General features: G+C 45.5%; 13 protein-coding genes. 1 reads left to right on the forward strand and 12 read right to left on the reverse strand.

The annotated features are described in order from the left end of the window. Nucleotides 1-204 precede the first annotated feature (204 nt). From G4D54_17280 to G4D54_17315, 8 genes are all read right to left on the reverse strand, one after another. On the reverse strand, nt 205-1122 hold the full coding sequence (locus tag G4D54_17280; protein QJA04066.1) for an exopolyphosphatase: 918 nt from the start codon (nt 1120-1122) through the stop codon (nt 205-207). 373 nt (nt 1123-1495) lie between these two features. Continuing rightward, nucleotides 1496-2746 carry a zinc-binding dehydrogenase gene (locus tag G4D54_17285; protein ID QJA04067.1) on the reverse strand — a complete coding sequence of 417 codons (1251 nt, stop codon included), beginning with the start codon at nt 2744-2746 and terminating at the stop codon, nt 1496-1498. A gap of 1 nt (nt 2747) precedes the next feature. Continuing rightward, nucleotides 2748-3686, reverse strand: a complete 939-nt coding sequence (gene pfkB, locus G4D54_17290) for a 1-phosphofructokinase (GenBank protein QJA04068.1) — start codon at nt 3684-3686, stop codon at nt 2748-2750. Then, entirely contained in the window at nt 3683-4450 is a 768-nt protein-coding gene (locus tag G4D54_17295) for a PTS transporter subunit EIIA (GenBank protein ID QJA04069.1), read from the reverse strand. Before G4D54_17295 ends, pfkB begins: the two co-directional genes overlap by 4 nt. Nucleotides 4451-4463: 13 nt before the next feature. After that, the gene (locus G4D54_17300; protein ID QJA04070.1) at nt 4464-6569 is read right to left on the reverse strand and encodes a transcription antiterminator; all 2106 of its coding nucleotides are present in this window, start codon (nt 6567-6569) and stop codon (nt 4464-4466) included. Between the two features lie 57 nt (nt 6570-6626). Next, nucleotides 6627-7991: a PTS mannitol transporter subunit IICBA gene (locus G4D54_17305; GenBank protein ID QJA04071.1), complete on the reverse strand. Its 1365-nt coding sequence runs from the start codon at nt 7989-7991 to the stop codon at nt 6627-6629. Between the two features lie 425 nt (nt 7992-8416). Next, nucleotides 8417-8767, reverse strand: a complete 351-nt coding sequence (locus G4D54_17310; GenBank protein ID QJA04072.1) for an IS200/IS605 family element transposase accessory protein TnpB — start codon at nt 8765-8767, stop codon at nt 8417-8419. Between the two features lie 32 nt (nt 8768-8799). Beyond that, nucleotides 8800-9462 carry a transposase gene (locus G4D54_17315; protein QJA04073.1) on the reverse strand — a complete coding sequence of 221 codons (663 nt, stop codon included), beginning with the start codon at nt 9460-9462 and terminating at the stop codon, nt 8800-8802. Here G4D54_17315 and G4D54_17320 point away from each other — a divergent pair, their 5' ends adjacent. Next, nucleotides 9463-9687 carry a hypothetical protein gene (locus G4D54_17320; GenBank protein QJA04074.1) on the forward strand — a complete coding sequence of 75 codons (225 nt, stop codon included), beginning with the start codon at nt 9463-9465 and terminating at the stop codon, nt 9685-9687. Nucleotides 9688-10078: 391 nt separating this feature from the next. Here the strand turns inward: G4D54_17320 and G4D54_17325 are convergent, their stop codons facing one another. The 4 genes from G4D54_17325 to G4D54_17340 form a co-directional block, all read right to left on the reverse strand. Further along, nucleotides 10079-11506: an MATE family efflux transporter gene (locus G4D54_17325; GenBank protein QJA04075.1), complete on the reverse strand. Its 1428-nt coding sequence runs from the start codon at nt 11504-11506 to the stop codon at nt 10079-10081. Nucleotides 11507-11522: 16 nt separating this feature from the next. After that, nucleotides 11523-11948 carry a MarR family transcriptional regulator gene (locus tag G4D54_17330; GenBank protein ID QJA04076.1) on the reverse strand — a complete coding sequence of 142 codons (426 nt, stop codon included), beginning with the start codon at nt 11946-11948 and terminating at the stop codon, nt 11523-11525. A 144-nt stretch (nt 11949-12092) separates the two neighbouring features. Next, nucleotides 12093-12491: a hypothetical protein gene (locus G4D54_17335; protein ID QJA04077.1), complete on the reverse strand. Its 399-nt coding sequence runs from the start codon at nt 12489-12491 to the stop codon at nt 12093-12095. Nucleotides 12492-12778: 287 nt separating this feature from the next. Then, nucleotides 12779-13261 carry a hypothetical protein gene (locus G4D54_17340; protein ID QJA04078.1) on the reverse strand — a complete coding sequence of 161 codons (483 nt, stop codon included), beginning with the start codon at nt 13259-13261 and terminating at the stop codon, nt 12779-12781. Nucleotides 13262-13524: the final 263 nt, after the last annotated feature.

A 13524-nucleotide genomic window follows, 5' to 3' on the forward strand; every position in this document is an offset into this window, starting at 1 on the left:
ACTCATATGATACATTATGACAAATATATTCCCTGAATTCAATATTTTGTTTCCTCTGTGCTGTTTCAACCGATGCTTCAAATATAGGATGCTTTATTTCCGGATATGATGCAGCAGAAGAAAACAGAGAATCCACTGTGTTCTCTGTTTGTTTAATTATTCAAAATTTTATGTACACTTTGCCAAGGTATGCGGATTATTTTTTTAAGCGTTTCTTTCTTTCATTTCACACAGAAGAAGATGTAGTTTATCCTCCATGGAAGCATCATCAAACTGACAGGTGCCGACAACACGGTGACCGCCACCGCCATATTTCAGCATCAATGCCCCGACATCAATCGTACAGGTTCTGTTCAGTATACTGTAGCCAACAGCTGCAGAACAGCCCTTCCCCCCTTTACCGTTCACAATCCACACAGAGATATTGGCATCCGGATACAGACTGTAAATCAGAAATCGATTTCCGGTATATATAGGATTTACACCGCGCAGATCTGAGATGATAATCCTGTTTTCGACGGTTGTATGTGCCTTCACCATGTCGATAAATTTATCGTTCTGGTCCCAATACAGTTCAATTCTCTCTCTGACATCTGCTTCTGCCATAATTTCATGGATATCCTTTGTCCTGCACCAGTCAATCATTTCTTCCATTAAAGCATAATTGCTGATTCTGAAATCATGAAACCGTCCCAAACCGGTGCGGGGATCCATGATAAAACCGAGCAGAATCCAGTCATTGGGATGCAGCACCTCCTCTATGCTTAGATTGGCGCTGTCCACCTTATCCACTGCTTCCAGTAAATCATCATATCCTGGAAACCGTTCTCTGCCGCCATAATAATCATATATGATATGCGCACAGCTTGGAGATGTTCGACTCTCTCCCCTGTATTTTCCTTTGTATGCATTTCGCTCCTCTTCACTGGAATGGTGATCAAACCACAGACCGCAGCCTTCCACAAACGGTACGTTCGCAAGACAGTCCTCCCTCGTAACCTCAACCAGACCATCCTGCAAGTCCTTTGGATGTACAAATTTCCAATGATCGATAACGCCTGCTTCCTTCAGAAACACGGCACACGCCAATCCATCGAAATCCGACCTTGTTAATAACCTCATGTGAGCTCCTCCTTTGATATATACCATCAGTTTACCATTTAAGATAGGCACAAACAAGAGAAACCCCTTTCAACAAGGTTTTCTTTTCTGGAAACAAATCTTTTTCAGGAGATATGCTATCCTGATAGCATCTACATCGATTTCTGAAAGCGGGAACGATAAAAAAGCAGCAGGAGCATATCCTATAAATCCATGGATAAGCGGTTATTCTATCCCCCACAGACTACCATGAGAATCTGCCTGTTAAGCTGTTTTCTTTTCCCCAGCATCAAAAGACAGCATCCGCACTGTACTGTCTTTTTGTGACATGAAATAATAAAGTTCTTATCTATATGAAGTCTTTATCAATCTCTTTCGTATATTCAATTTTTGTTTACCGGAAATGCTCCAGCAGCATCTTCTCTGCCTCTGCACTCCACAATCCCCTGTTTTTCTTGCATACAGCATCCAGCTCCTTAAAGAACGGATCCTGTTCTCCCAGCTTACTGAAATCATCGATAGCCGTCATTGGCATATTGATGTGTGTGTAAACAAGCTTTTTACCACCGGGAACATCCGGCAGATTCTTTGTTGTTTCCACTACGGAATCCAAGCCTCCGACATGAGTGATCATGACCGCAGATTTGATCAGCCCCTGTGCCTCTTTTTCAATCGCTTCCTTCATATCATCAATCGTTCCTCCGGTGGAGCCGATAATTTTACTTCTGGAGTAATGGCAGTCATACAGATTGATCATGGATGAGAATTTCATATCCGTCGGTCCGGCAAACAGATTCATACAGCCGTCATATGCCATGATACTGTTTCCCATTTCACAAACCGCACGGTTTGGGATATACACAAAGACATCATCATAGCCTTTTCCATCAGTCAGTGCCATGAGCTCCTTTACCTGATCCTGCATAGTGGCAGTATTTACATATATAAGCTCCACTCCATGCGCTGCCGCTTCTTCCTCGCTAATGACTTCTCTTGCACGATTGATACGCTCATCATTGATTTCTGTAACAACGATACGCTTTGGTTTATTCTCAAAGGTAAGTCCATAGCTGATTGCCCCCAGTCCCATCGGTCCGCAGCCGCCAAGGATAATGATATTACCGCCTTTTTTTGTTCCCATCACATGCTGATAGGTGCCTGGTACCGTATGGTAATTGGTATGGTAGCCACCGATTACACAGCTGACAGGCTCTGCCACACTGCTTGCGAAATAGCCGTCCCCTTCAAATGTCCAAAGACATCCTGCTTCAATGATATCATTCGGGAAGATACAGTACTGCGTATCGCCACCGCACCACGCATAGGAATATCCCGGACTTTCCATCTGTCCCGGAATAGCCGGCTGCTGTGCAAATTTCTGCCCGGGCTGAAATGTATCCTGCCATTTCTTTCCGACCTGCACGATATCCCCCGCAAACTCATGTCCGATGATGATCGGATGATCGGCTACATCGTTGGGAACACGCTTATGATTGGCTCCCTGCTTTACTGTTTTCCATGTAGACATACAGATGCTGTCACTGACAACCTTTACCAGAATCTCATCATCCTTTATTTCCGGTAATTCAAATTCATCCAGACGGATATCATCAACGCCATACAGGCGTACTGCTTTTGTTTTCATATCAATTTTCCTCCAGTTTCTTGATTGTGACCTGCTTCATCAGCTGTTCGACAACTGCCTTTTCCGCAGGCTGTGTTCCCTTCGTCATAACAGCTCCCGCACTGCAGGCAACTGCCAGAGCGATCAGCTGTTCCATTGGAGTATCCTGTTCCAGCGCATAGGCGATGGCAGCCACCATGGCATCCCCTGCACCGACACTGGAATGTGCCTGAATGTGCAAAGCCTCTGCCTGATAGATTCCCTCATGACTCAGAAAGATACTGCCTTGCTTTCCCATGGATACGACAACAAGACGGCATTCCTCATTCAGCAATGTTTTCGCGAGTGAAATCATTTCCTCATTCGAACAGTCCTGTGAAACACCAAAGTAGGTCGCAAGCTCGTATTTATTCGGTTTGATCACATACGGCTTTGCCTGTATCCCCTGGGCAAACAGCTCCCCATCCGCATCCAGTATCACACGGGCTCCCTGCTGCTTTACAAGTTCAATCAGCTCACGATAAATATCCTTACGAACCTGTGCAGATACATTTCCACTCAAAACCACGAAATCATTCGGATGCAGGAGCGACAGAATTTTATCCTTCAGCTGCTTGATTTCCGTTTCCGTGATAACAGGTCCTGCTTCATTTAATTCGGTAAGCTCCATTTCATGATCCAGTACCTTCAGATTGGTACGTGTCATACCTTCCACCCATACAAAATCATTATCAATAGCAAGCCCGTTTAAAACCTTCCGGATATATTCACCGGCTGAGCCTGCCAGAAATCCTGTCGCAACACTTTTTCCCTGCAAAGCATGTATGGTTTTGGATACATTGATGCCCTTTCCCCCCGCATCCTGCATAACATTGCGCAGTCGATTCAGTCCACCGGGAATCAGTTCATCCACCTCTGCTGTTTTATCAATTGCCGGATTAAAGGTTACCGTAAGTATCATGCCGCATCACCTGCCAGAATCTCATACACGGTATCAACATCGCCAGCGACAACCTTTTCGACCATTTCCATTTCTCCAAGCTTCTCTGCAATATTGGCAAGGATCGCCATATGATCATCATTTTTAGCGGCTATGCCAATCACAATCCGTGCTCTGCCATCCGCCCACTTGATGCCATCCGGATAAATCATCACAGCAATCCCTGTCTTTTTAACACAGTCCTTTACCTCATATTCCCCATGGGGAATCGCAATGTCGTTTCCGATATAGGTTGTCAGTGAGTGATCGCGGTTCAGCATGCCCTGAATATAGCCTTCATCGATATATCCCGCACCCTGTAACAGTTTTCCCATCGCCACGATGGCTTCATCACTGTTATCTGCACGGCAGTTAAGTAGAATGTTGCTCTTTTCCAGTATGTTGTTTTTCTTCTCTTCCTTTTTCTTTCTGAATATCATAATATCCTCCACTATGTTTTCGTATTCTTCATCGTTCATAAACCCCTGTACACTGTAGTAACGTACAGTAGGAAACTGCTTCTGTATCCGCTGTGCAAAGTTTTGATGGGATATCAGAATTTCTGCATCCGGTGCCACTTCATCAATCGCACAGTTTTTCACACGGCAGCTGATGCCATGTGCCTTCAGCTTTTTCTGCAGCTGACCTGCGGCCATTGCGCTGCTTCCCATGCCTGCATCACATACAAAACAGATATGCAGGTCCTCCAGAGCCGCGCGTTCTTTATGTTTATGAAATAAGCCCATCACAGTCTCCTTTCTACCATGCAACCGCTGTATCCATATACTCCATGATCAGCTGACTCAGTGCCTCTTCTATTCGTTCAATATCCTGTGTACAGACGGCTTCCAGCAGCGTTTCAGATTCCACAAGACCTCTGGAGAACAGGGACAACAGCTCCTTCCGAACCCTGCCGGCCTGTGTATTCACAAGCATAACTACGGCAAATTTCAGATTCTTCGCCTCTGCGCTCCATGCATGCCTGGGATATTGAAGAAGAATTTCCATCGTATCCACTGCACTGGTTGCGGTATGCAGCAGGGCAAATTGCAAATCCTGCATAATCACCGGCCCCATGCTCTCACGCTTTTGTAGATCGGCACGTATCTGCTCAACTGCGGCTGCATCCTTTCCGATATATTCTGCACTTTCAATCAGGAGCTGGGACAGTGTGTCACTGTCGCTAATATGCAGCCGGATGTGGTCCAACAGTAGCAGACTTTCCTCACTGATGGTATGCAGCAGGCGCAGCTGTTCGCGAAATTCACTGACAGGCTGCACTGCTTTTTGAATCGGCTCACTCAGCTCCTGACGGCAGGTAAGTGCCGTTCGTATATTGTGAATATCCTGCTGATTCAGCAGCGGTGTTACGACAATCACTTCCCGGTCCGCAACATCCAGCGAGAAGGTGGAAACCAGCAGCTCTGCATCGTCATATGCATGGCGCTGGACATCCTCCATGGAAAATATCTGCAGCCTTACATCCGGATGAAAGCTTTTCTGAATACGCGCGGACAGCATGGCGCTGACACCGATTCCACTCGCACACACAACACCGATGGGAATCACACGGCGATGAATTGCGGTATGCTGCATACGCTCCAGTGATGCCCCGATATGCATGGTGATAAAGCCTGTTTCATCCGCACTGATTGACACGCCGCAGTAATTTTCAAGAACACGGCATGCCTGCTTCGTCTGTTCATATAATTCCCGGTATTCCGTTTGTATCTGCGAAAGCAGTGGATTATAGATGGGCAGATCATGCTGCAGACGGGTGATCGTCGGTGACAGATGTGTCAACAGCCCCTGAAAGAGCTCCTCATCCTCCATAAGAAGATAGCGTTTTTCCTCATCATAGGTCTGCAGCATGGCATACAGAACATCGCGGAGCTGCCGCGCCGGTTCATCCTGCAGACTGTCGTATTCGACCCTGCTGATTTTAGCTCCCCGGATATGCAGTGCGATAAATGCAATTTCCACATCGGGTATATCAATATCAAATTCCAGCTCCAGAACATGTGCCATCTGCTGTGCCTGCTGATAGCTGGCATCCTCCTGCACCATGGCTACAACATCACCGCCATCCTTCAGCTCCTCGTTTTTCAGGATGCGTTCGATAGCAATCACCAGATGCATAATCAGACCGATATAGGATGCCTGTGCATAGCGGTCCAGATTCAGCTCATGCTGATTTGTTTGAAACACGTCCAGAATCCGCTTCAGAATATCCTGATTCAGCATATTCAGAATACCTGCGTCCTGATGGAGAAATATCTCGGTAAGCAGTGTCTGGGAATCCAGAAAATTCACACTTTCATAGCTTTCCTTGCTCTGTAAATCCTCCTGCAGAAGCTGTGTCATCGCTTTTCGCAGCACAGCCTCCTCCCCCTGAACACCCACACCGACGCCCGGCTTGCGAATCAGAGACAGATCATGCTGTCGAAACCACGGCTCTATACTGTCCAGATCATTGGATATGGTAGCTTCACTCACCTGAAACAATGCGCCGTAATGCAAAAGCTTTTGAACCTCATCACTTCGCAGCAGCTCGAATATCAAAAGGTGCTGGCGTTCCTCCTTATTCAGATACTGAATCTGCTCGGTATTCAGCTCCTGACGAAGCGCCTCCTTATCCTCATACGAGCCCTCCATATGAATCCCCATACCGGCCTTCGATACCAGACGGACATGATATTCCTTTAATTCATCATCGATATGCCGAAGCTCCCGAAAGATGGTTCTTGAGCTTGTTTTCAGCCGTTTGGCAAGCTCCTCCACCTTGACATACCCGTCTGTTTCTATGATTATTTGTAATATTTTCTTTAACCGTGACGAATAGATCATGCCCTTCGGATAGCTCATAGCAATCAATTCCTTTCTTATAACGGATATACTTGTCAGTGATATACCGGTGTTATATTATTTTGTAAGCTGTGCTACGATTTCATCATACTCCTTCCCGCCCATGAAATTGGTGATTGGGAAGATCAAAGCGTTGGGACAACGGGTTTCAGCCCGCTCCACCAGGGATTTATGCGTAACAATAACCTGGGTATCCTTTGGAACATCATCCAGCGCGAAATGCTCAACCGTTACCTTCATTCCCGCCGCATTGAGCTTCTTTGTCAGGGTTGTTGCCCCCATGGCACTGCTTCCCATTCCGGCATCACATGCAAATACGATTTTGCTTACAGTCCCCGCAGGCTTTGCACCCTTGGCTTCACTTTTCATGGAGCTGACGGCGGCACTTGCTTCTTCCAGGGCATTGTCGTCTGTGTTTTTATTGCTGAATTTCAGGATGAAGGCTGCAATTACAAAGGATACGGCAGCTGCAACGATTACACTCAGAATCACACCGATATAGCTGTCCTTCGCACACATTCCCAAAATTGCGATGATGCTTCCCGGAGATGCGGCAGATACCAGACCGGAGTTGAAGATACTGTTGATAAAGACACCGGACATACCGCCTGCCATCACCGCCAGAACAGTCAGCGGATTCATCAGTACATAGGGGAAGTAAATTTCATGTATACCGCCAAGGAAATGAATGATGACTGCACTTGGCGCACTGCTTCTGGCAGCTCCCTTTCCAAAGAAGCTATAAGCAAGCAGTAGTCCCAAACCAGGACCCGGGTTAGCTTCAATCAGGAAGAAAATCGATTTTCCTGCTTCCGCAACCTGGTCCATTCCCAGTGGTGTGAAGACACCGTGATTGATCGCATTGTTGAGTAATAAAATCTTCGCAGGCTCCACAAACAGAGACGTCAGCGGCAGAAGACTGCGTTTCACCAGGAAGTCAACACAGATTACCAGAACATCCTTGATACCGACACAAAGCGGTTCGATTGCAAGGCATCCGAAGACAGCAAGCAGTGCACCAAGAATTCCTGCCGAGAAGTTATTGACCAGCATTTCAAAGCCTGCCGGTATTTTCCCCGCGAACAGACCATCCACCTTCTTCATGAGCCAGCCGCCCAATGGACCGGCAATCATGGCACCGATAAACATCGGATCCTCTGTTCCCGCCAGAATACCGATGGCAGCGGCAGCTCCTACCACACCGCCCCGCACATCATAAACCATTTTACCTCCGGTATAGGCAATCAGTGTCGGCAGCAGGAAGCGCTGCATTGGCGCAACCATCTGTGCCAGTGTTTCATTCGGCATCCAGCCGGTTGGAATAAACAAAGCAGTGATAAATCCCCAGGCGATGAATACTGCGATGTTCGGCATGACCATTCCACTCAGGAAGCGGCCAAACCTCTGTACGTTTTCTTTCATAAATAGTTCCCTTCTTTCTGTAAACCTTTCCTCTTTACACTTACAGTATAAAAGGGGGAGAGGGGAAAAACAACGAAATGAAATTCATGTTTGGCACACCCTTGTATGACAATTTTTAACATTTTAAAATAAGCCTGTATTTACCGTGTTTTCATGAATTTTATTATAGTTATTATACTATGAAAACGCTATCCTGAATAGTATTGACAAGATAAACATGTTCCAACTTTATCACTTATTTAGTACTGTCTGCAGTTCTTATATATACTAAAAAAATGCATTACATGTAAAAAAGGAAGTCTCTTCATCGAAACTTCCATGTAGTATTGAAAAACATTCACTGCACCTTTGTGAACTACCGCCAGCTAAAGAGCAAGCGGCTTCTAATGAATGTCTGCGCATTCATCAAAACTTTTTGTTCGTGTTCAGATACACGTAACTGGTACGTTCACGGTACCTCTACTCCATCGCTCTCGCTCTGGCATACATGGATATACTTTCCGTATGATATTGCTTGCTCCATTGATATTGGCATTCATGAGAATGCCATTTTTGCTTCTGTACAATCCTCGCTTAATTCTTTTACCTGAGAAAGCGTGTGTTACATCATTTCCATAGACTGGTATTTGATCCTCGTCTATGGAACTAGCCTTCGATTGTATTGCTTCTTCACAGACCACGACTCTGATTCCTGCCGCTTCTCCTTTGTATTTGATCATTTCGATCAGCGTACGAAACGGTATCTGAACAAATGTCTGATTGTTCTTCTTCCCCATATGGATACGCTTCTTCCAACCCGCATGATTTCCTACACGATAACTTCGATTCCTTCCTCCACACATAGATCTATTATTTTTCTTGATGCTTTGTGCAGGATATCCTTTACACGTCGATTACGCTTTTCGCTGATACGTTTCATTCGTTTTGTTTGATGGATGCCTTTGCTATCCTTCTTTCCAGTTCTTAGCAATGAGCGGTAATGTGCGATCTGTTTGTTATAGTATTGATTGACTGCCTTTATTTCATTTCCTTTTATCAGCACAGGGCGGTGTCCACTCGTAAACGCAATCGCTGTCAGATTATCGACACCAATATCAATGCCGGCTACTCTGGTTGCCTCATGGATTGTAATCGTCGGTTCCTTGATTTCTATCTCGCATACGATTTCAAGCTTGATAGTATCTCCATTGGGAATCAGACGTACTTCCTTCAGTTTCTGTTCATGCAGGTCCATCTTACCTAGATCATATCGATCACGTACACACCCTGCCTGCAGCACTGCCTTGGGAAACTTTACATACCAACCATGTTTGTCTTTTCTCAGTTTGCATATCTGATTGGTAAAGATCAAGGGTTTATAACCGTTTTTATCTGCATATCGAGGGATATAGGGAATTGCTTCATATTTGTCAGGATGTGCTTTGTAATCAGCTAAAGCAGCAAAAAAGCTTTTCCAGTCACGATACAGCATATGCAAAACATTCTGATTTGCCTGCGCAGGAAGAGCACGGTAATCGATCTAGTCACGCAATTTAAAAAAACCATCCAGATGCTGCATGGAAACAAGGCGATGTTCATGATCAATGATGTGGAATGGTGTGCTATGATGCTTTTGACGTATGACATTCCATTCATCAACGACACCTTTGAGTTCTTCCAGGACCTGTATCTCATGTGGAAAGCGATCCTCATTTGATTTGATGGAAGCACTGTACGCATTTCTTATATAGAACGAAGCAATGTTGTACAGATTTTTAGCACGATGTGTAAGAGCAGAAAAGCCGGGGGTTTTGCGGGTGATTAGCAGATAGGATACTAGAATATGTACGATATGATTTCATGTTGTAAAACCTCCTTTTGTTGATATCATTATGCCATGAACGCGAGAGAAACTTAAGGAAAGATTCGTGAAAAACAGAAAGAAAACAAGGATGAAAAAAAATGGCTGCATTCATCCCCCACCTGTTCATCGACCACTGAGGTGGGGGAATTCTGCCTGCTTTTTAGATAAAAAATAACTAGATTTCTCCTAGATTGTTAAAAAAGACGCATTCCGCGTCTTTTCCAGATATGTAAGTTATCTTATATCATGCAATCGGTTCACTGTATACCCCAAGCTCTTCTCCGCTCTCCTGTGCTATCTGCACATCCAGCTTCTTCATTTCATGATGAATAAAGAAGAAAATGATGACAGCACTCGTGATATCCGCAATCGGTCCGGCATACAGGATACCGTCCAGCCCGAAATGCAGCGGCAGAAGGAGAATCAGCGGTATCAGCAGTACGAGCTGTCGCAGAGAAGACAGTATGCTTGCCTTCATCGGCTGTCCGGTCGCCTGGAAATAGGAGGTGGAGGTTACCTGAAAGCCTGCGCAGAAAACTCCCAGATCAAAGATACGCATCGCCTTGATTGCGAATTCTGTAAAATTGGCATCTGCACTACCAAACAGCATCAGAATGATATGCGGAATCAGCATAAACATCGCCCAGCCTACCGTTGTGACAGCTGTTGCGATATTGCTTGCGAGCCGATAGCATCGCTTGATACGCTTCGGCTGATTCGCTCCTCTGTTAAAGCCCAAAATCGGCTGTGCACCGATACCGATACCGATACAGATGGATACGATGATCATGGATATCTTCATGACGATGCCCATTGCGGAAAGTGCAACATCCCCAGTGACGCTTGTCTGATTTCCATAATATACCAGCGAATTATTCATGGCAATCTGCAGAATTGTCGAGGACAGCTGTGTGATACAGCTGGAGATTCCCAGAGAAAACGCCATTTTACAAATGGTCGGGTTCAACCGCGTATGTGTCAGACGCAGGCGCATATTTCCCTTTCGCGTAAAATAATACAGCAGGATTACCGTTGCGATAATCTGTGAGGTGATGGTCGCAATCGCAGCTCCCTGCACGCCCCAGTGAAATACAAATATATAAATCGGGTCCAGAACACAGTTTAACAATGCCCCTGCGACCATGCTGTACATGGCAACATTCGGGCTGCCATCACAACGCGCCATATTGCTGAGACCGATACCGAGCAGATTAAAAACCGTACCAAGCAGTATGATGCTCGCATAATCCTTCGCATACCCCATATTCTTCGGCGTTGCACCGAAAATTGTCAGAATCGGATCCAGAAAAACCAAACCGATCACGGTCAGTACAATCCCGATTCCCACCAGCAGAATAAATACATTTCCCAGTGTATTCTCCGCTTCCTCTTCCTTCTTTTCCCCCAGCTTGATTGCCGCATAGGCACTTCCGCCTGCACCCAGCATGGTTCCTACCGCCAGTATAATCGTAACAATAGGAAATGCAACCGTTGTAGCCGCATTCCCCAGATAGCCTACACCCTGTCCGATGAATATCTGATCCACGATATTATATACTGCATTCACCAGCATGGAAATCACAGACGGGATGGCAAATTTCATCAGCAGTCTGCCAATCGGCTGATATCCCAGCGGATTCTTTGTTCTTATTTCCTTCATGGTCTGTTCCATAATTCTGCACTCCCTTTCATCGTTTTATGTACGCTGCTGCATTTCCTGCAATTTCATCCAGCAGCCTTTCTGCCTGTTCCTTTTCATCCGCCTGCAGGGTACGGCAAAGGATTGCATTCCATTCCAGAAGCATACCCTGTATCACTGGTACCAGCTGCTCTCCCTGCCCTGTCAGGTACAGCTGCACGCTTCTTCGGTCACTGCTTCTTGTTTCCCGCCGAAGATAGCCGAGCTCCTCCAGCTTCTTTACGGCTCTGGCACAGGTTCCCTTATCGAAGCTTCCGGTTTCCGCCAGCTCAAACTGACTGATTCCCGGTTGTTCATAAATTCGCATCAGAAAAAACTGCTGGCCGCAGCCAATGTGATACGGCGCCAGCGTTTCATCGAAAAAGGCCTGTGAGCTGCGATATACGATGGAAGCATTTTTACTGATATGTGCCATTGTCCTACCTCTCATAAAAAACAACTACCTTAGTATAGCAGACAATAGTTGCACATGCAACTATTTATATAAAATATTACCAATCCGATAAGCAGGGCTTTTCCACAAGCTGACACATGCCGAAAAAGAAAAAACCGCATGGCTTCATGCGGCTGATGCTGTCTGCTGTTCTCTTGCGATGACCTTGCGAATAAGCTTCAGAATATATCGCCCAGTCGCTACATCCTCATGGTATGGTGTAAGATTGGGACGTATGATGTCCCTGGAAACATACCCGTATACCCTGGTATCATCCTTCAGCTTCACTTCAATGCAAACCCGAAGCTCCTGATTTTCACTTGCCAGGATTCCATTGATTGTAAACAGATTGGCAAGCTGAGATACCGAGCTTTTCTTGTAATACTGATTTTTCAATGAACAGCTGCTGATTTCGCGGTAGGGTATGATCTTCTCCTCATCCATCAGAAAACGTAACTGCTTATGCTCCTTATCAAATTGAATAACATCGCGAACAGTTTTACTGGGAGTAAATTTCGGATTCATCGCCTTCTCCTTTCCGGGTTTCCCCTTCCTACACCCTCATTATATTACTATTCTTATTTTTCTTCAATATCTTATTCAATGTTTTGAAATTCTATTCAGCGCTTAGGTATCGCCTTAACCTGTTCATGTATAAGCAAAAAAAGAACAGACAAGCGCATAGACACTGAAGCACGATAAAATCACAGCCTGCCGGGTATGTCCGTGGCTGTGACTTCTTATCATAGATACTGTTTCATCCTCCCCTGCCGATCATTCACCGACAAACGGTAAAGGTCATTCTCCTATCCTCAGCTTTCGCTGTCCACACGGTCGAGTTCCTTATGTAAAAGCTGCAAAATATACGGATGACTTTCCTCATTTAAGGTAAGAAGGAACGCCATGTAGCGGCATTTCTGATACTGCTCACCCTCCATTACAAAGGTGTAGCCCATCCTGCACCTTGGATTGCAGTCATTTGGATCCAGCAGCCGTTTACATACTGAGGCCTTACGGATTTCCGTTTTCATTCTTCTTGGAAATGCATTTAAAAGCTCCTGAAACTCAGCGATATGATCTGCGAAAACTCGAAGCTTTATACCTGATTTACGTTGAACAAAGGTAGCCAGTGTTCTTTTCGTATCCTTACGTATATAGGAAACAACAAAACCGCTTTTGGCTGTCTTCATCTCAAGCCTGCATCCCCGCTTCATCAATTCTGAATGAATTTCCGAAACATGGCTCTGATAGCGGGGATCCACACGATCCACAAATAGATCAAATTCTCCACACATATATAGTTCCTCCATTCGCCGCGTGCGGGCATGTTATCATGGATGCTATTTTAAATCGTCTTACCAATTTTGAAATACGCACCTCTGTTTCTCCATCCCACACAGCTTCATGCCTGCATACATCGTATCAGAAGCATGCTTTTCTGTCCTCTCTTTCTACGTTCATGAACTGCGAGCTGCTGATAACCATACCGATATCCGGATGCTGCCGATAGGGCAAAGTATCACCATAAGCAAAACATCAGGGAAGGAGAAAGCGATAG

It is taken from the genome of [Clostridium] innocuum (assembly GCA_012317185.1).
In the GTDB taxonomy this organism is placed as follows: Bacteria; Bacillota_I; Bacilli_A; order Erysipelotrichales; family Erysipelotrichaceae; genus Clostridium_AQ; species Clostridium_AQ innocuum.

Excerpts from the sequence above, each read along its gene's own strand:
- G4D54_17335 (QJA04077.1), bottom strand. The coding sequence starts at position 12,491 with ATGAATCCGAAATTTACTCCCAGTAAAACTGTTCGCGATGTTATTCAA.
- G4D54_17285 (QJA04067.1), bottom strand. The coding sequence starts at position 2,746 with ATGAAAACAAAAGCAGTACGCCTGTATGGCGTTGATGATATCCGTCTG.
- G4D54_17320 (QJA04074.1), top strand. The coding sequence starts at position 9,463 with ATGCAAAACATTCTGATTTGCCTGCGCAGGAAGAGCACGGTAATCGAT.
- G4D54_17315 (QJA04073.1), bottom strand. The coding sequence starts at position 9,462 with ATGCTGTATCGTGACTGGAAAAGCTTTTTTGCTGCTTTAGCTGATTAC.
- G4D54_17305 (QJA04071.1), bottom strand. The coding sequence starts at position 7,991 with ATGAAAGAAAACGTACAGAGGTTTGGCCGCTTCCTGAGTGGAATGGTC.
- G4D54_17325 (QJA04075.1), bottom strand. The coding sequence starts at position 11,506 with ATGGAACAGACCATGAAGGAAATAAGAACAAAGAATCCGCTGGGATAT.
- G4D54_17300 (QJA04070.1), bottom strand. The coding sequence starts at position 6,569 with ATGAGCTATCCGAAGGGCATGATCTATTCGTCACGGTTAAAGAAAATA.
- pfkB (QJA04068.1), bottom strand. The coding sequence starts at position 3,686 with ATGATACTTACGGTAACCTTTAATCCGGCAATTGATAAAACAGCAGAG.
- G4D54_17340 (QJA04078.1), bottom strand. The coding sequence starts at position 13,261 with ATGTGTGGAGAATTTGATCTATTTGTGGATCGTGTGGATCCCCGCTAT.
- G4D54_17295 (QJA04069.1), bottom strand. The coding sequence starts at position 4,450 with ATGGGCTTATTTCATAAACATAAAGAACGCGCGGCTCTGGAGGACCTG.
- G4D54_17280 (QJA04066.1), bottom strand. The coding sequence starts at position 1,122 with ATGAGGTTATTAACAAGGTCGGATTTCGATGGATTGGCGTGTGCCGTG.
- G4D54_17330 (QJA04076.1), bottom strand. The coding sequence starts at position 11,948 with ATGGCACATATCAGTAAAAATGCTTCCATCGTATATCGCAGCTCACAG.
- G4D54_17310 (QJA04072.1), bottom strand. The coding sequence starts at position 8,767 with ATGGGGAAGAAGAACAATCAGACATTTGTTCAGATACCGTTTCGTACG.